Origin of the sequence: Citrobacter sp. Cpo148, from assembly GCF_030332375.1 — a bacterium.
In the GTDB taxonomy this organism is placed as follows: Bacteria; Pseudomonadota; Gammaproteobacteria; order Enterobacterales; family Enterobacteriaceae; genus Citrobacter; species Citrobacter portucalensis.
This window is the reverse complement of record NZ_JAOWHY010000043.1, coordinates 383,148-401,210: the sequence shown is the minus strand read 5'-3', so window position 1 is coordinate 401,210 and position 18,063 is coordinate 383,148. Positions and strand designations below refer to the sequence as shown.

Sequence of the window (18,063 nt, the reverse complement as noted above, 5' to 3'; positions counted from 1 at the left end):
GCGCGACAAGCCGTACGCCATACCGGCAATGGATGGCTCAATACTCTTTAAAAGCCAGTTCCAGACGGGCAATCAACGGTTTAAACAGGTAACTCATCAGGGTTCGTTCACCGGTCTTGATCGTCACGCTGGCAGGCATTCCCGCTTTAATTTTGTAATCGCCCAGCAAACGCGCGCCCTCTGCTGAAACCTGTACTTCCGCAAGGTAGTAAGGCTGCTGAGTGGTTTCATCAATTAAGCGGTCCGCCGAGATAGTCAGAACCCGGGCCGGAACCGACGGCAACAGGGCATGGTTAAGGGCAGGGAAAAGCACATCAACGGTTAAGCCGGGGACCAGTTTATCAATGGCATGCACGGGTATTTTGGCATCAATTTGCATGGGTTGTCCGGCGGCGACAATATCCATAAGATGTTCGCCGGGTTGAATGACGCCGCCCACGGTACTGACTTTAACATCCAGCACGATACCGTTAATCGGTGAGCGGATCTCGGTGTTATCCAGCTCGTGACGGGTGGACACCAGTTCATCCTCCAGCATTGCCACTTCTTTTTGGTTTTCCGTCAGTTCAGACTCAACTTCACGTAAATATTGATGACGCACCTGGTAGGCTTTAATTTTTAATTCGTTTTGCTGCGATTTCAGTTTGGCAATATTAAGAATATCTTCTGAAACGCTGCCAGATATTTCAGCCGCTTCGCGCTCCAGCACCAGTAATTGCGCTTTGGGGTAATAGTTCTTTTCGCTCAGCGCGCGAATAGCCCCCAACTCCCGGTTAATCAGGGAAAACTGGTGGTCGCGATAGCCTTTTATTTTATTGAGATTATCCGTTTGCCCAACCAGACCATCGAGCGTCTCCTCAATCATCGACAGTTCGTCCTGAATCGTTTTGCGACGCGTATCGAAAAGCTTGGCCTGCAGATTTCTGACTTCTGTCAGCCGTTTATTGCCAGAAAATTGCTGCGTCAGCGTCGTATTAAAGACGATCGCATCCAGACCATCGCGTTCTGCCAACAGGCGATCTTCGATACTTTTTGCAGAAATATACTGGGCATTTAACGCGCTGAAACGCATTTCAAGCTGCATTTTATCCAACCGGACGAGAACCTGATTTTTCTTCACGAAGTCGCCTTCTTTGATAAAGATATCCGTTACCCGACCGCCGCTCAGATGCTGAATGGTTTTGCGGTTACTCGATACGGTTACCGTACCATCAGCGACCACGCCCGCATCTAATGGAGCTTGCACTGCCCAGAATATAAAACTACCGACACCAAGCACAATGACGATCACGCCCCGGATAATCGGCGACCAGATATTGGTATCTACGCCAGCAGATGCCGTGTTGTGGGGATTCTTTTTCATCATCAGGCCTCACGTTGCTGTTCAGTCGTGGATGGAGAAGGCGTAGCCACCGGTTTCAGTACGTTGGCCTGACGCAAATGAGCAAAAACCTGATCGCGGGTACCAAACTCCTGTATGGCGCCATCGTTAAGCAGCAAAACCTTATTGACCACGCCGAGCAGCGTCGGGCGGTGTGAGATAATGACGGTAGTTTGTCCCTGTGTACGCAGGGTATTGATGGCTTTAACGAGTGCAAATTCGCCCGCGTCGTCAAGATTAGCATTCGGTTCATCAAGCACGATGAACGCAGGATTGTTATACACGGCGCGTGCCAGTCCGATGCGCTGCCGCTGCCCGCCGGAGAGCTGGTATCCACCTGCGCCCAACAGCGTGTCATAACCTTGTGGCAAGCGCAGGATCATCTCATGAACGCCTGCCAGTAATGCGGCGGCGACGATAAGCTCACTGTCATTCTGCGCGAAGCGGGCAATGTTTTGCGCGATGGTACCGTCAAACAGTTCCACATCCTGCGGCAGATAGCCAATAGACGGGCCCAGCAGCGCTTTATCCCACTGACAAATATCTGCGCCGTCTAATCTGACTTTCCCTGATATCGGTTTCCAGACGCCAACCAGAACCTTTGCCAGCGAGGTTTTCCCTGAGGCTGAGGGGCCGATAATCCCCAGAACTTCACCTTGCTCCAGCTGGAATGAGATATTACGCAGTAGCGGGGAAGGCTGGCCGGGGGCCGCGGCGAAGACGCTTTCGACGCTGATGTTGCCGTTCGGACGCGGCAGGGTCAGTACCTCTTTCGGTGCCGGATACTCCTTCAGCAAGGTTGAGAGCTGATGCCACGCGCTACGAAACTGCACGAACTGCTTCCAGCTGCCAATAACTTGTTCTACCGGGTTGAGGACGCGGCCAAGAATGATCGAGGCGGCGATCATCAAGCCCGGAGTAATATGGCCTCCGATCACCAGTAAAGCCCCGGCACCCAGCGCAATAGATTGCAGCAACACCCGCACAAAGCGGCTGAGGCTGCTTAACCCGGCCGTTTTGTCGGCAATCTGCGTTTGTAGCGCCAGCACTTTGTTATGTTGCTCCTGCCAGTTGGACTTCAGGGTCGAGAGCATACCCATCGCCTCAATGGCATCGGCGTTTTGCAGCTGTTTATTCAGTTTGCTGGCATTGTTAATGGTTAAGGCGTGCGCTTGCTGAATCGGGCGTTTGGTAGAGATTTCGGATACCAGCGTCAGAATGAATAATAACGTTATTCCGCCGAGAGAAAGGTATCCCAGCAGGGGATGGACCAAAAAGGCGATGAACAGATATATCGGCGTCCAGGGAATATCCAGTAAGGCGAACAGACTATTCCCGGAAAGAAACTGACGAACCTGATCCAGTTCGGCTAAAGATTGCGCCGGGTTGTTATCGCCGGTAACCATCTTTCTTTTAAAGGCTGCGTTAAAGACCAACTGGCTTAGCTTTATATCAAGCCGGTTGCCAAGTCTGACCATAACCTGCGCGCGGGCAGATTCAATCATGGCAATAACGATGTACAAGCCGACAATTAATAAGGTCAACATTAACAGCGTGGTGGTATTTTTACTGACCAGCACACGGTCGTAAACCTGTAGCATATAAATTGCCGGCGCCAGCATAAGCATATTAATCACACAACTAAAAAACAACAGCATCAGAAAAGTGGGCTTCGTTCCCTTTAATGCATCATTCAGTTCTGTTGGCGTATGCTGGCGCGACATAGTCTTCTCCTTATACGATCAATGAACTATTGCCGTTGTTACTGGCAAGGGTAGTGGGCATTTCCAGATAAAAGTCACCAATATTCACGGTGGTCGAATTGACGCCCACCAATGTGATGGTATCTGTACCGATAGTCACAATGGTGTTGCCATTGTTTCCGGTGATAGACACGCTGCTGGCAAAATTACCCGCGTTGATACCTAACAAGACGAGATCAAGGAAGTCCTGCCCGCCGTTGGGGTTACTGTCAAAACCGGTAATTCGGTCCTGCCCAAAGTTGGCGCCAAAGGCGAAGATATCGCTCCCGGCACCACCGTCCAGAATGTCGTTACCTTCCTGACCATTAAGAATATCGTCCCCGCTACCGCCGGAAAGGGTATCCGCGCCGCACCGCCAATCATGACGTCGTTACCAACTCCGCCTTGCAGGTTATCAGCGCCATCTCCGCCATCGAGGAAGTCATTCCCGATACCACCAAACAACTGGTCGTTACCGCCCATGCCGAACAGATAGTCGTTACCGGTCCCTCCCGTAATGGTGTTCGCAATGGCATTACCGGTACCGATAAAACTACCGCTGCCGGTAAATACCAGCTCTTCCACGTTATCGGTGAGGTCGTAGCTGCTGAGGTTGGTTCGGACAACGTCCGTGCCACCATTCACACCTTCAATAACTACATCACCGAAATCATCAACGATGTAGGTATCATCGCCCGTGCCGCCGGTCATACTGTCGGCACCAAGCCCGCCATCAAGCGTGTCATTACCGGCATCACCTTGCAGAATATCTTGCCCCGCCTGACCAGAGAGGTTGTCGTTTCCCGCACCGCCAATGAGCAGATCGTCACCTGCACCGCCGAGTAAGGTGTCATTACCGCCTTCACCGCGTAGGATATCGCTCCAGGCAGTACCGACGAGGGTGTTAGCCCCGTTGGTACCCACAATCAGATCGCCCACGGGCTGGGTGGTGGTCGACGTCAGGACAACAGGGGGGTTGCCTTCATCGTCGACGACGGTAACGACCACTTGCAACGTTCTGCCGACCATAGCCTGACCCGGCGTATAGGTGGCGGAAGTCGCACCGTTAATGTTGACGAATCCGGTTGGCGAACTCATTCTCCATTGATAAGTGAAATTACCGCCGCTCAGACCATCGGCGTCAGCAATGCCTGAAACCACCGCGGTCAGCGTCAGGCTTTCAGTTGGGGTGAGGTCGTTAATTACCGGCACACCGGTCGTGGCCTGATTTCGCGGTAGGATCGCCTGAGTTTGTGCCGACACCAGGGTTTCAGCATCACCCATGCGGTCGTTAAAACTGGCTACCACACGCAGCGGTGCGCCCTGAATAGCGCCCGGCACTCTGAACTCAACGCCGGTTGCCTGATCTCGCCATTGGCCGTTGACGAATGCCTGCCAGGTCATGGTAATGGCCACATCCGCCGCCAGGCCGTTACCATCCAGCAAGTTCGCCGCGTTGACGCGCAGCAGGTCGCCCACCGAAGGGTTAGGATTGCTGATGGTAAGATCGCCCGTCGCTTGCTGCGCCGTCACCCACAGCTGCTTCCCATCGCCAAACTCCAGTTTTTCGATGTTCAACAGACGATCGATGCCATCATTCAGGTTCAGCGCGGCATCCGGCGTGGCGTGATCGACGCGCAGGCTACCGTCTGCCATACGGGTAAAGACATAGTTGCTGCTGACATCACGGTACACCGCGACGTCAGTTTCCGTGCCGTTACCTTCATGCAGGATTTCTCGCACAATCGACAGCTGATTCGGTTTCAGCGTGCCGGCCAGCATGTACGATTTCAGTTCAGCCATACCTTCGGCGCTGGTGAGTCCTGCCATACCCGTAACGGCAATACGCACGTTGAGCCATGCATCACCATCAATGATATCGTTACCGGCTTTACCCATAATGCGGTCGCTACCGCCACCGCCGAGTAAAATATCGCTACCATCATCAGGATTCAGGAGCACCGCGTCCGGATTTGTAGAACGCTCTACGCCGAGAATAGCCTGTAAACCGGTGATCCGATCCGCACCTTCCTGGGTCAGGTTGTTAGAGAGGGGAACGCCCTGAACAGGCGCAGTACCTATCGGCTGTTCTGTCCCGGTCAGGATATCGTCGTATTTCCAGCCCGACAGCCCTTCAACAAGATCAAAACGGTCGCGTAGAATAAACTCCTGCTGGTTGACGAAAATAGGGATCCCAAGGTCAGAGTTAGCGCCATTTGGGTCGCCTTTATGGATAGCCCAGTCGAAACCGGCCATGCCATTATTGCGCTGGATCCCCGCGCCCTGAACCATGATGTCGTCACCGGCTTCGCCATCGTAGTCGGTGTCGTTACCCTGACCGTTAAGAACATCGTGACCGATAATGGTACTGTTGAAGAACAACTCAGAGTTGTCACCCGCCAGCGTGTCAAACCCGTCGCCACCTTCCAGCCAGTCATCGCCTTCGTTGCCCATCAGGAAATCACCACCCGAGCCGCCAAGCGCAAAGTCGTTATCCTGACCCGAGAAGACCTCCTGTGCATCTTCGCCGACCACCACGAAGTCGCTACCGCTGCCACCAAAGACCAGATCGTTTCCGTTACCGGAGAAGATAACGTCATGTCCGGCATCACCGTGCAGGAAGTCCGCATCACCTACAGGAGTACCGGTATCGGTAATAATGTCATCACCGTCACCACCATGGACCACGTCTGCTTCGTCGCCGCCGTCCAGTCGGTCATCTCCGCCATCACCCCACAGACTGTCGATCCCTTTACCGCCGATTAACGTATCATTGCCTGCCGTCCCTCCAAGCACCACATGCCCATCGCCGGTATATTTCAGATACCCGCCATCGGCAAAACTATCGCCGTCAACATCCGCACCTGGGTCACGACGCACCAACAACGGCGAGAGCAGATCCTTCAGTGGATTTCCCCATTTCGGGTCGATTTCCGTTTGCAGCACGCGGTTCACTTCAAAAATATGGTCCGGTGTCTGGAACAGATTTGCGGGCAGGTGGGAGGATCCCTCATCGCCAAGATCGCTGTTACGCATTACCAGCGCGGAAAACGAGTTGGCCTCCAGTTCATTGAGTAAGTTCAGCCCCTGAACGCGGCTCAGATAGTAGAAACGATCGCCGTCCTGAAGCATTTCCATTTGTGTTTCAAAGACGAAGTTGAAGGTTGAGCCGAGCATGCCGCCAAATTCATTTTTACGCTCTGCCAGCCCGCCAATCCAGAAATCGACCATATTCAGGCCGGTCTCTTTGGTTGCCCACGCTCCGGTACTGTTAAAGAAATCCATCGCATCCGCAGGCGGGGCATTGTTAGCATCACCAAACAACAGGAAGTTTACCGCTGCACGCTTACCTTCAAGGCTGGTGGCATTGAGGATCAGCTCATGCTGACCATAGGCGGCCATAAAGTTAATGATTGAAGCGGGATTTTTCAGGTAGGTAGTGAAGTCAGCCCAACTGGTATAAGGCTTCAGTTGACTATCACCGCTTAATGCAAAAAACTGCTCGCGGGCCTGGTTCAGCGTCGGCATTGCGGTGTCACGGCCACGGGCTATATTAAGCGCGCCTAAATCGAGGGGCAGGCCGATGAGATTATTACGCAGAGCATCGGTAATAAATTCATCAATTTCGTTACCCACCTGACGCGTCATACCACGCACAATTGCGCCAATAGCCTGATCGTCCGTGACGGTGGCCCCGTTGATTTGATTAAATGCTACCGGATTCAGGAATGCTGAAATCAGGTCAATATCGCCGCTTTGCATATCAATGTCGGTGCGCGCCACGGTTTCTGTCAGCATTGAATGCCCGAAACGGTAAACCACATGCGCAAACTCGGCAAAGATCATCGGGTTTATATCCGCCGTGTTGGAGAAAACAAACGGATCGACGGCGGGTTGTACGGTACGGGCAAACTCCTCGAATACGAGGTGCTGATATTGCATTTCCGTGGAGAAACGACCTGCCTGGAATAGGTACTCACCGTTCCATACCAGCGTACTGGTATCGGCAGGTAATTCCGTGATTTGATGATTGGGCATCAACCACTGATTAATGAGGTCGATATCACCGGTTTCCAGCAGTGTTGTTTTATATTGCTCAACCAGACGGTTATGCTCGCTGTGAAAAACGGCGTGCACCGCGGTTAAACCTATATTTTCGTTCCCACGCCCGTCACCGGTAATAAAGTGACGATCGAGCAGTTCGTTATCATAGGTTCCTGCCGGTTGCGCTCCTTCGCCCCCAATCGCAGTGTCATCATCTGCCAGCAGACCCGCTTTTGGCGCGGCAGTATGCGCAATATCATCAAGAAACGCATGTCCGGTGCGGAATGTTCCCTCAGGCAACAGACCGCCGTTGGCTTCAACCAGTCCCCCGGTGGTAACAATCTGTACCTTTCCATTTTCACTTAAAATCAAATTACCATAGCGATCCGTAGCCAGCAGGGGAACATTAAACACATCCTGATCGGTGAGTTTAATGCCAAGCAGAGTTTCAGCCTGGTTTTTAACGTCGGCCCAGGTCGCCAGTCCACCGTTCGCACCGCCTAATAAATTCCCGGTAGGCTCAGGTTTCCCATCAATAATGACGTATTCGCGGATGAAAATCTGATGTGAAGGATGGGAGGTGTAGGTTTGGTTTTGGTCGATGAAGGGGGTAGTCAGGTTTACTGTCTCTCGGTTTTCATCCACCGTTGCCCGGGTTAATAGCATAAAGTTTGTCGACGACCCTTCAACATATAAAGGGTCATCCGGCTGTAGCGGAATGAAAACGATACCGTTGCCTCCTTTGGGAATCAAATCCAGACCGTGGTCAAAAAACTGGCCAAAGAAGGTCATCCAACCGTTAAAAGCAGGGGAGAGACCGATATCGGGAGACTGGTTAGGAATGGATAACGTTTCTCCGTCTCCTGTAATAGTCCCCCCGCCGGGAGCATCTTTTAATGCGTTAAATACCTCCAGTGCGGCTGGGTTAGATGCCGTTTGATCGGAAATTAAGTTACTAATAATACGTGGGTCGGCATCAATAACGGTGCCACCAATTTGGATATAACTGGTCATTTGGTCCGCATCTTGCCAGTTTAACGCGGTTAATCTCGGCATTGTCTGGTCGGCAGAGCCATATAACTCCTGACCCGGTAGAAGATTATTCCATGAACCATCTACCGTGCGAAGTCCATAAGGTAATAGCGGGCTGGAAACTAATTCTCTAAGCAATTCAGCATTAACGCTACCATCTGGGTTAGTTGCCGCTTCGGATATTTTGATCTGCTTAAGAATAAAAGCAAGATCGTGCAGGGTGACAGTAAAGTCATATTGTGAGGCCATAAGTCATTACCCCTATCTTTACCTGTATTAGCTATCATCACTCTTTTCTTCCGCTTACAAAAAATGACAGAAGAATGAGTCGTATCAGATACCTGATTGTTATTACATGATTAAAAGTCCATATTTTAAAAATGATGTATCCATGACCAGATTAGCGTTATTCTCCTGAAGATTAGTTAGCACAATAAGATATTCACCTCACTTATATATTAGGTTTCAGAGGTTAATAATCATCGTGTCCCATTGAAATCAAAGACATATTTGAGACACGAAGTTTTGAGAAGACAAGGTCTCCTCAAGGCTGTAAAGGTTTTACTTTTTAAAACGCATATTACAGTTATGTGATGATCATAACTATGGTTTTTCCGTTGGCGACTTCACTCATACTTTTTTATGAAAAGATTAAATTTTCATTTCTTTACATTAGAATTTATGTCAAATCACTTATTAAGAAGAGTTCTCATTAAGTCGACTTTTAAGATGTCATTGTGTTGAATTATAAAATTTAATATTGGATGAAATTTAACACGACATCATTCCTGATGCCTGATTATGCTATTAGCATAAATCAATACCGTGTGATAGCTGACCCTACGTTTAGTAAAGAACGCCCCCTCCAAACAGGTAATATAATGAAAAAAAATATAATTTTTCTCTCCGGGATGATCTTTTCGTCGGTCGGTCACGCCAGTGCGCTCTATTTCTATGAAATCGGAACGGAGGATACCGCACTGGCTGGTGCAGGGCAGGCCGCTCGTGCTCAGGATGCCTCTACGCTGTTAACGAACCCTGCGGGGATGACTCGTTTACCTGACCATATGGTCACCGGAGGATTACAGGCGATGGGCGGAGATATTCCCTATACGCTGAATAATACGACAGATGGCAGACAAAGCCCCGGTAATGTAATGACGCTTTTCCCCAATGCCAGCATGTTTTATACGCAACGGCTGAGTGATACCGTTTCTGCCGGTTTGGGTTTGTACGGCAACTATGGGTTAGGTATCGACTTCGGCAACTGGGCAGGGGATCGGTTAATTAAACAAAGTACCATGGTTGCGATGACGCTGAGTCCCGCTGTTGCATGGAAACTAAGTGATAAGGTGTCGGTTGGCGCAGCTGCAGGGCTAAACTATGGTTTTCTGTCGCTAAGCAGAGATGTCGATGGCCACGATGAGAAACAAAGCGATCATGACTGGGCGATGAATTACCACCTTGGGTTATTAATGGACTTAACTGACAATACACGGGCGGGTGTAACCTGGACCAGCAAGACCGATTATCATTTCAATATTGACGGGACAGCGCGTTTTCCCAATATACCTAATATTGGATATGATCTGCCGATCTCCACACAAGTCCGTGCTCCGCAGCAGGTGATGCTTAGTCTGGTTCACGATATCAACAGGCAGTGGTCAGTAATGGGCGATCTAGGCTGGCAGGACTGGAGCCAGTTTGGCAGCCCGCAGATTACAATGAATGGTCAGCAAAGCGATCGTGATAATCGTCTGAAAGATACATGGCATACAGCGCTGGGCGTGCAATATCATCCCGATGAGCAGTGGCGCATTAATGCCGGTATTGCATATGACAGTTCACCCTACAAATCGCAAAGTGATGTAGCGCTTTCGATGCCAACCGGCGATGAATGGCGACTTGCCACCGGTGCACAGTACCAGATTACGCCAGCCAGCAATATTGGCGTTGCCGTTGAGTATTTGCACATGCAGTCGTCCAACGTCAAATCTGATATCTTTGCAGGCCAGTATAAGAACCCGTGGTTATGGTTTGCCAGTGTCAACTACAGCTATCAATTCTAGCGCCGTTATTCCCGATTAAATATCTCACGCATTGTTAATAGTCACCATAGCGGATTATCTATCCGACAGTGTCAGGTAACCGTCTGCTGGTGGTCTTATCACACACGCTCGTTTAAATAAAAATAAATTTGTACTTTTATTATTGAGCAATTTATGGTTTTAATATGAATCTGTACTACCTTCATGGAATATAGGTAAAAGCATATTGTTTTCAATCTAAATAATACAGGTTTGATTATGCAAATTTCACCTCCGGTACGCCCAGAACAAAGCATACAACGTTTAATGCAAGCACTTGAACCGATTGCAGAAAAGATGAAGGTTGTGCCGCGGCGGCGTATTATGTGGAAATACAAGAATAAGCCGCAACTCTACCTTTTTTTGCAGGGGGAGCTGTCCATTTTACGCTCTTCTGATGGTCTGTTAATCGTGACCGTCTATGAACCCCATCTGTTCGGTATTGCCGAAATGATCCAACCGGTACACGGCCATTTATTGCGCGCTGAAGCTGAGTCAACCTTATTACGCGTCGATGCCGATAAAGCACGAGAACTCTTTCATCAACAAGGCTTGTGGGAAGATGCGGCGGCAGTGCTTTCATATCATACGGGCTATCTCTTTTATCGTGATGATTTAGTCGTACAGCAGCGTACTTATTCAGTGATACGTAACCACCTCGAAGAGATGATTTTGTTGCCGGAAGAGACGCGCACGCGAGTCTCTATTTTGGATTATATTCAGGATCGGACCCACTTATCGCGCAGCAGTGTTTTAAATGTTGTATCTGCGTTAAAAAAAGGAGGGTATATTGATTTTGAACGCGGAGGGTATCTTACTTCCATCAATAAATTGCCTGAGCGATTTTAAATAAACCCACAAACAAGTTACAAATCGATTATCTAACTTTAATATTCTATTGTAGTGGCATGCTATATATCAATCGTAAAAAATCCTCCTCATCATTCTCTGAGGAGGATTTCTTGTTATTCAATAAGAGAGTTCACGGACTGATTAATGCTTAACAGTCCTGTTTGATTATGCCCCTTATAATAAAAATTGTTCATTTGCTGCATTTGTTCGAGCTTGGTTAAAGAAGCATAAATCTGGTATGCCTGGCTATGAACGTCAAACATCTCTCTTGGCTTAACCTCATGAAGATATTCATTTTTTAACGAAATCACGATGTTTTCAATTTGCTGTTTATTATCCTGATATAAGGACAGGGATGCCGAGTCACTACTAGGTTTTGACTCGGGTTGTGCCTGAACAACAGGGATCACCATTTTATTGATCTTAACAACTTTCTCTGGGGGAGAAGTATTACAGCCAGAAAGTATCCCAGTGATGAGAAGTAGATAGAGAGTGCGCATATATAGTGTTCTAAAGACAATGGATACCAGCCATTATCTTTTTATACAGTCAGGTGTCTACAGCTATTTTGTTTAAATAAAAACAAAAGGAAATTTAAAAATAAATGTCATTGTATTACATTGTTTCATAAGACCATGTTAGCCTACGAGCATTAGATCATAGAAACCTGATAAATACAGTATTAAGGAAGCTTCTCAACAATCAGAGCAGCAGGGTTTCTTTCTTCTTGATAATATATTATTAGCGAGGATTTATGAAACTTAATAAACTAGTAAGTTATCTGACTTTAGCTGGCGTGTGTTCAACATCATTAATATCACTACCTGTATTGGCACAGGAAGGGGCAAAAGATGCGACTGCTCAGACCAAAAGTGCGAATGACGTCTTATATGGTCAATTGCCATTCACTGATAAAACCGATTTTATGAACGCTCATAAAGGTTTTATTGCTCCGCTTCCCAGTGAATTGATTAAAGGGAAGCAGGGAAATGTTGTCTGGGACCCTCAGCAATATGCCTTTATCAAAGAGGGCGAAAAAGCCCCCGACACGGTTAATCCAAGCCTGTGGCGTCAGTCGCAGTTGATCAATATTGGCGGCTTGTTCCAGGTCACCGATGGCGTGTATCAAATCCGTAATCTTGATCTCTCGAATATGACAATTATGGAAGGGAAAGAGGGTATTACGGTCATTGATCCGTTGGTATCGGCAGAAACCGCGAAAGTGGGAATGGACCTTTATTATAAGAATCGCGGTAAAAGACCCGTTGTTGCCGTCATTTATACACACAGCCATGTTGATCACTACGGTGGCGTCCGCGGCGTGATTGATGAAGCGGATGTGAAATCCGGTAAAGTGAAGGTATATGCACCGGCTGGTTTTATGAAGGAAGCTGTATCTGAAAATATTATGGCAGGTAACGCCATGAGTCGCCGAGCCAGTTACATGTATGGCAATCTGTTGAAGCCGGATGCAAAAGGTCAGGTCGGTGCGGGTCTGGGGACGACAACCTCCGCCGGTACGGTGACGCTGATTGAACCCACTAACTATATTACCCACACCGGGCAGAAAGAAGTTATCGACGGTCTAACCTATGACTTCATGATGGCGCCGGGATCGGAAGCACCTTCTGAAATGCTGTGGTATGTAGAAGAGAAAGGAATGATCGAAGCTGCAGAGGATGTCACCCATACGCTGCATAACACTTATTCATTACGTGGCGCGAAGATCCGCGATCCGCTGGCATGGTCAAAATATATCAATGACGTTATTGGCCGCTGGGGTGGAAAGGCAAACATTATTATTGCTCAGCATCACTGGCCGACCTGGGGTAATGAAAATGTGGTGAAGTTAATGAAAAGTCAGCGTGATATGTACCGTTACATCAACGATCAGACGCTGCGCATGGCTAACCAGGGGCTGACCCGTGACGAAATCGCTGCTAACTTCAAACTGCCGTCTGGTCTGGAAAAATCATGGGCCAGCCGTGGATACTATGGTTCTGTCAGCCATGATGTGAAAGCAACGTATGTCTTTTACCTCGGCTGGTTCAACGGTAATCCGGCAACACTGAATGAATTACCGCCCGTTGATGCCGCGAAGAAATATGTCGATTATATGGGCGGCGCTGATGCAATCATGCAAAAAGCGAAAACGGATTACGCCCAGGGCAATTACCGTTGGGTGGCGCAAGTCACTAACAATATCGTTTTTGCTGATCCGAGCAATAAAGAAGCCCGTAATCTGGAAGCCGATGCCCTTGAACAAATGGGTTACCAGGCTGAGTCCGGTCCATGGCGTAATTTTTATCTGACGGGTGCACAAGAATTACGCAACGGTGTGGTAAAAGGTGCGACGCCAAATACCGCCAGCCCGGATACCGTTAAAGCCATGTCACCTGAGATGTTCTTTGATTATCTCGCGGTACATATTAACGGAGAAAAAGCGGCAAATGCGCAGGCAGTCTTCAACGTCGATTTAGGTGCTGACGGCGGTAAATACAAACTGGAACTGGAAAACGGTGTTCTTAACCATAGCGCTGATGCACAGGCCAGCAAAGCTGATGCCTCCATTACGCTTAACCGTGCAACGTTGAACAAAATTATTCTCAAGGAAGAATCGCTGAAACAGGCAGAAGAGAAGGGTGATGTACAAATTTACGGCAATCATGCCAAGCTTGATGAGTTCCTCGGGTATTTAGATAGCTTTGATTTCTGGTTTAACATGGTAACTCCTTAACTGTAGAGACAAACCATGCCATAACCCGCCAGCACTGGCGGGTTTTTTATTGTTGCTTAAAAGTCGCTGGTTTTTATTCACTGGCCACTGGTAGCGTCAACCACACAGAAGCAACAGGCAATCTTCGGCGTAACATGCCAGATCCAATCCCCGTAATTATCCTTGCCAAATTGGCCGTAGATCTTTCTGTTCGTGGAAAAGGGTTAGGGGCCGATCTGCTTCACGATGCGGTACTGCGGTGTTACAAAGTGGCAGAAAATATTGGCGTGCGTGCCGTTATGGTGCATGCGCTCACAGACGAAGCTAAACGTTTTTATCTTCACCACGGATTCAAAGCATCTCAACTGCAGGAACGAACTCTGTTTCTCAGGCTTTCATGATTGTAATGAGCAGAGGAGGTCAATGGCCAAACGTGGGCCACATGGGGACTTAACTGAGTACGTATCAATTTGCATTTAACATAATATACATTATGCGCACTAACGTAGATAAAGGCTGAATCTGATGTTTTATGGTCATCCTTGTGCTGCTCAATAATGACGCCTCAAAACCCTTTCAAGCGCAGTTGCCTCAACAGCGCTAACAGTTCTGGATGATGGCTCTCGACTACAGCTGGTTATGCAAATAGCTGTTTTATGTCTTCTACAATTCCACCGCGACTCTCACTTCACTGAACATTAGAACTGATAACTGTAGTTCACACTGGCAAACCACAGATACGGATTATCGTAACTCCCCTGATAAATTGATGGTGACTGTACGTGGGACGACTGCATATGCAGATACGACACGGCAGCACCGATATTGCTTTGTGGTGTAATTTGATATTGCGCTCCGGTAGCAAATCGCCATTCATCACCGGTCGGCAACGTCAGCGCCACATCGCTTTGCGAATTATAGACCGTACTATCAAAAGCTACGCCCGCATTCAAACGCCATTGTTCCGTAGGTCGAAATTGCACACCTAAAGCCGTATGCCACGAATCCTTAAGACGACTGGACTTATCAACTTCTTGCCCGACCACCGTTATTTGCGGCGCGCCGAACTGACTCCAGTCCTGCCAGCCAAGATCGCCCATCACTGACCACTGTTTATTAATGTCATGAACCAGACTTAACATAATCTGCTGTGGAGCACGTACCTGCGCAGAAATAGGCAAATCGTATTCCACGTTCGGTAAGTTCGGGAAACGCGCTTTGCCGTCAATATCAAAATCGTACTCAGTTTTGCTGGTCCAGGAGATACCGGCCCGGGTTTGATCGGTCAGTTCCATTAATAATCCCAGACGATAGCTCATCGCCCAGTCATGATCCTTTTCTTTTTCATCGTTGCCATCAACATTTCGAGTGAGTGACAGAAAACCGTAATTGACGTTAACAGAGCCCCCAACGGAAACCCTGTCACTAAGCTTATAAGCCAGCGATGGACTGAGCGTCATCGCAACCATGGTGCTTTTCTTAATCAGCCGGTCGCCGGACCAATTGCCAAAATCGATCCCCAGACCGTAATTCCCGTATAGCCCAATACCAGCATAAAGATCGTCATTCACCTTCTGGGCATAGAATGCGCTGGCATTTGGAAAGAAGCGCATGATGTCACCGGGGCTTTTACGCCCCGTCTCGTCTTCAAGGGTGTAGGACACATCACCATCCATTGCCTGTAATCCACCGGTGAACATATGATCCGGAAGTCGCGTCATTCCTGCGGGGTTAGTCACGATGGTGGAGGCATCCTGCGCACGTGCTGCCTGCCCCGCCCCTGCCAAAGCCGTATCTTCGGTGCCTATTTCATAAAAATAGAGTGCGCTAGCTTGTGCTAACGGCGAGCAAAAAAGACTAAGATAAATCAAGGTCAATTTTTTCATAGGCCACCTGCAGAATTTCTTCATTATTGAAGTAGTTAGCGTCTGTAAAAGCGTAGCTCGCAGCATTTAAATTGTCAGGCAAAAGCACCGGATTAAAAGCGCGACTTGTGCATACGTTCGAGCTGGATTTTGTCTGCTTCACTCGCTGTGTCAGCCAGGGACTGAAAACTATCTGGTGCGTAATAAGTTTTCGGTCGCGGAAGCGATTGCATGGAAGTGCCCGGGTAAATTTGTAACTCGCCCAGGCGCGCAAGCCGATATCCTTCGATCACGGCGGGAAAAGTCAGTTGCAGTGGCGTGGCGTTCTCGTACGAAACTGGGGTTGGTAACCGGTTATGCTCAAGATTATAGTTACGCTTTAACACCAGAAATTTATCTGGAACCCTACGTTTACTGTTCCACCAGTCACCGTCCAATTCGCGAAACTTACGCTCAGTTTCAGTCCGGGTTGCGACGCCAAGTTGCAGTAAAACCCGCTGCAGTTCGCGATCCACCGCCGCGTTGTAGGCCGCAATGGATTCCACCCTGCCCTGTAAAATCACGTTGATGGCGATACGAGCACCCAGTAGATTTGAATAGAGATCTTCCGGGGAAAATGCAGAAATCTGCTCAGAAAAACCGGGAACAGACTCGAATCCATACCACTGTGCAATTTCGTGCCATTGAGCCAGTTCAAAGGCCAGATTCCCCGCCAACCAGGCGGCCAATGTGTAACGCTGCGCCATTGCTGCAGGAGGTGTGAAACCGTGTAGCTGTATCCGTCTGACGCCCAATTCTTCGCTGTAAAAAAAACGCCACTGTTGACCAAGTTTTGGATAAATACGAGAAAAGAGGTAAAAGGTGTTATCCGCCGTATCGCGAACGTGCGCTATGTCGATAAAACCCCCACGGTGGGTATAAAGCAGTCCGTTTTTTTCCTCACTCAGTCCAACGATATTTTTCACGGCCCCCAACGCACTATCGTTATAGTGATGACGCCCCAGTGAATCTAACGTTAATACATTGCCAATCTGGTAGACAGGGATCGGCACACCTATCGCCCTGACATGAAGATCATAGCCAAACGCGCAGCATGGGCGTAGTGACTCCGGCGGTGCTAAATGGCCGACAACGGGATATGCCTTATGCGCTTGTTTAAGAGTGAGGCCAGGAACTTCCGCGCAGGCAAATCCGGCTACCAGCAGTAAAAACAGAAATCCTTTAGCCATTCAGAATGCCTCCGCAATTTGAAAATAGAATCCTGCACTCTCTCTCCCAAAACCTAAATCCAGGCGGATATTCATGGCGGGCTTCACTTCAAAGCGATAACCGACACCCGCATTAGGTAAGATCGGATGATGTCCCATATCGTCAATGTTTCTGCCTAAAGCTCCTGCGCCCAACCACAACACGTAACCATGTCGCCAGTTGAGTTTTTTTCGATATTCCACCTGCCCACTTACCACATCCTTATCCCGATAACGCCCCTGGTAATACCCCCGCAGACGGCGGTCGTCTCCGGCCATTGATAAACGATCCCACGGCACGTCTCCACGAGTGAAACGTCCCCATAAATCGAACGCCAGCACAGTCCTGTCATCAAGTAAAAGGTAACGATCGTACTGAATCTGTGCTGCCGTAAAATGAGTATCTGAACCAAAAGACGGATCAAACCAGGTGTACTCCAGCTTAAAATAGTGTCCATGCTGTGGCCGCGTGACAACGTCACGCGTGTCGTAACTCAGACTTACACTGGGTCCAGACGATAACGGCGATGTCTGCGCATTATTTAGGCTGAACACGTCCCCCTGATGCGGATCGTCAACGTCCGCCTGCATAGAAGAAAAATCCCAACCCGCGCCGAGATAAACGCGTTCAGCGATTTCTCGCATCAATACAGGATGCAAACTCACGGAGTTGTTGGTGTAATCCTGTTCATTACCCTGGGCTGCGTCGTAGCCAATGCCCCAAAAACCCGTTGGCACTTTGTTCACTGAGCCGTCCACAAACAATCGCCAACGGTCGTCGGTAAAAAAGGTATAACTGCTGATCCCCATTCCCAACGCCCCGCTGGCACTGACATAACCCGTCAAGGAAACAGAAGAGTTCTGAGTTGTTTTATCTGCCGCATCCACCCGGTAGATCCCCGCCACCGCCATGCCAAGACCCAGCTTCAGCTCTGGAGTGTAAAATGGCCCCGGCAACACGCTCCAGTTCACCCCTTTTGCCGGATCGTACTGGTTATCCGCACCCAGCTTCCCGAGGAAAGCGTCAATTGAGGGTTGATCCAATGTTAACGCCTCCGCAGACCAGGTCGTCAGAGCCAATAGCGATGTCAACATGA

The 18,063-nt window shown here is 49.0% G+C and carries 9 protein-coding genes and 2 pseudogenes; 4 read left to right on the top strand and 7 right to left on the bottom strand.

Annotated elements, in window-relative coordinates:
• Window positions 1–37: 37 nt before the first annotated feature.
• From OGY10_RS11850 to OGY10_RS11835, 3 genes and pseudogenes are all read right to left on the bottom strand, one after another.
• The gene (locus OGY10_RS11850) at window positions 38–1,366 is read right to left on the bottom strand and encodes an HlyD family type I secretion periplasmic adaptor subunit (RefSeq protein ID WP_286576779.1); all 1,329 of its coding nucleotides are present in this window, start codon (window positions 1,364–1,366) and stop codon (window positions 38–40) included.
• Window positions 1,366–3,105: a type I secretion system permease/ATPase gene (locus OGY10_RS11845; protein ID WP_128611581.1), complete on the bottom strand. Its 1,740-nt coding sequence runs from the start codon at window positions 3,103–3,105 to the stop codon at window positions 1,366–1,368. The genes OGY10_RS11850 and OGY10_RS11845 overlap by 1 nt, the downstream gene beginning before the upstream one ends.
• Before the next feature lie 10 nt (window positions 3,106–3,115).
• A pseudogene (locus OGY10_RS11835) lies at window positions 3,116–8,448 on the bottom strand (peroxidase family protein).
• 632 nt (window positions 8,449–9,080) lie between these two features.
• On the opposite strand from OGY10_RS11835, the gene OGY10_RS11830 reads away from it, so the two are divergent.
• Both OGY10_RS11830 and OGY10_RS11825 read left to right on the top strand, forming a co-directional pair.
• Complete coding sequence (locus OGY10_RS11830) at window positions 9,081–10,268, top strand: OmpP1/FadL family transporter (RefSeq protein WP_048235374.1); 1,188 nt, start codon at window positions 9,081–9,083, stop codon at window positions 10,266–10,268.
• A gap of 237 nt (window positions 10,269–10,505) precedes the next feature.
• A complete protein-coding gene (locus OGY10_RS11825) occupies window positions 10,506–11,135 on the top strand; it encodes a winged helix-turn-helix transcriptional regulator (protein WP_003832974.1) in 630 nt (209 codons plus the stop codon).
• 116 nt (window positions 11,136–11,251) lie between these two features.
• On the opposite strand, the gene OGY10_RS11820 is transcribed toward OGY10_RS11825, so the two are convergent.
• Window positions 11,252–11,638 (bottom strand): KPN_03583 family lipoprotein, encoded by a 387-nt coding sequence (locus tag OGY10_RS11820; protein WP_286576774.1) that lies wholly within the window; start codon window positions 11,636–11,638, stop codon window positions 11,252–11,254.
• 254 nt (window positions 11,639–11,892) lie between these two features.
• Between OGY10_RS11820 and OGY10_RS11815 the strand changes: the two genes are divergently transcribed.
• On the top strand, window positions 11,893–13,875 hold the full coding sequence (locus OGY10_RS11815) for an alkyl/aryl-sulfatase (RefSeq protein ID WP_286576772.1): 1,983 nt from the start codon (window positions 11,893–11,895) through the stop codon (window positions 13,873–13,875).
• Between the two features lie 59 nt (window positions 13,876–13,934).
• Window positions 13,935–14,255, top strand: a pseudogene (locus OGY10_RS11810) (GNAT family N-acetyltransferase); the annotation flags it as partial.
• Window positions 14,256–14,552: 297 nt separating this feature from the next.
• Here the strand turns inward: OGY10_RS11810 and OGY10_RS11805 are convergent.
• The 3 genes from OGY10_RS11805 to OGY10_RS11795 all read right to left on the bottom strand — a co-directional run bounded on the left by OGY10_RS11805 (window position 14,553) and on the right by OGY10_RS11795 (window position 18,061).
• Complete coding sequence (locus OGY10_RS11805; RefSeq protein WP_079934034.1) at window positions 14,553–15,740, bottom strand: OmpP1/FadL family transporter; 1,188 nt, start codon at window positions 15,738–15,740, stop codon at window positions 14,553–14,555.
• A 92-nt stretch (window positions 15,741–15,832) separates the two neighbouring features.
• On the bottom strand, window positions 15,833–16,948 hold the full coding sequence (locus tag OGY10_RS11800; RefSeq protein ID WP_079934033.1) for a DUF4056 domain-containing protein: 1,116 nt from the start codon (window positions 16,946–16,948) through the stop codon (window positions 15,833–15,835).
• Entirely contained in the window at window positions 16,949–18,061 is a 1,113-nt protein-coding gene (locus OGY10_RS11795; RefSeq protein ID WP_240500723.1) for a BamA/TamA family outer membrane protein, read from the bottom strand.
• Window positions 18,062–18,063: the final 2 nt, after the last annotated feature.

What these genes read in the sequence shown, in the direction of transcription:
- OGY10_RS11850 (WP_286576779.1), bottom strand. Translation starts at nt 1,366, where the DNA reads ATGATGAAAAAGAATCCCCACAACACGGCATCTGCTGGCGTAGATACC.
- OGY10_RS11845 (WP_128611581.1), bottom strand. Translation starts at nt 3,105, where the DNA reads ATGTCGCGCCAGCATACGCCAACAGAACTGAATGATGCATTAAAGGGA.
- OGY10_RS11830 (WP_048235374.1), top strand. Translation starts at nt 9,081, where the DNA reads ATGAAAAAAAATATAATTTTTCTCTCCGGGATGATCTTTTCGTCGGTC.
- OGY10_RS11825 (WP_003832974.1), top strand. Translation starts at nt 10,506, where the DNA reads ATGCAAATTTCACCTCCGGTACGCCCAGAACAAAGCATACAACGTTTA.
- OGY10_RS11820 (WP_286576774.1), bottom strand. Translation starts at nt 11,638, where the DNA reads ATGCGCACTCTCTATCTACTTCTCATCACTGGGATACTTTCTGGCTGT.
- OGY10_RS11815 (WP_286576772.1), top strand. Translation starts at nt 11,893, where the DNA reads ATGAAACTTAATAAACTAGTAAGTTATCTGACTTTAGCTGGCGTGTGT.
- OGY10_RS11805 (WP_079934034.1), bottom strand. Translation starts at nt 15,740, where the DNA reads ATGAAAAAATTGACCTTGATTTATCTTAGTCTTTTTTGCTCGCCGTTA.
- OGY10_RS11800 (WP_079934033.1), bottom strand. Translation starts at nt 16,948, where the DNA reads ATGGCTAAAGGATTTCTGTTTTTACTGCTGGTAGCCGGATTTGCCTGC.
- OGY10_RS11795 (WP_240500723.1), bottom strand. Translation starts at nt 18,061, where the DNA reads ATGTTGACATCGCTATTGGCTCTGACGACCTGGTCTGCGGAGGCGTTA.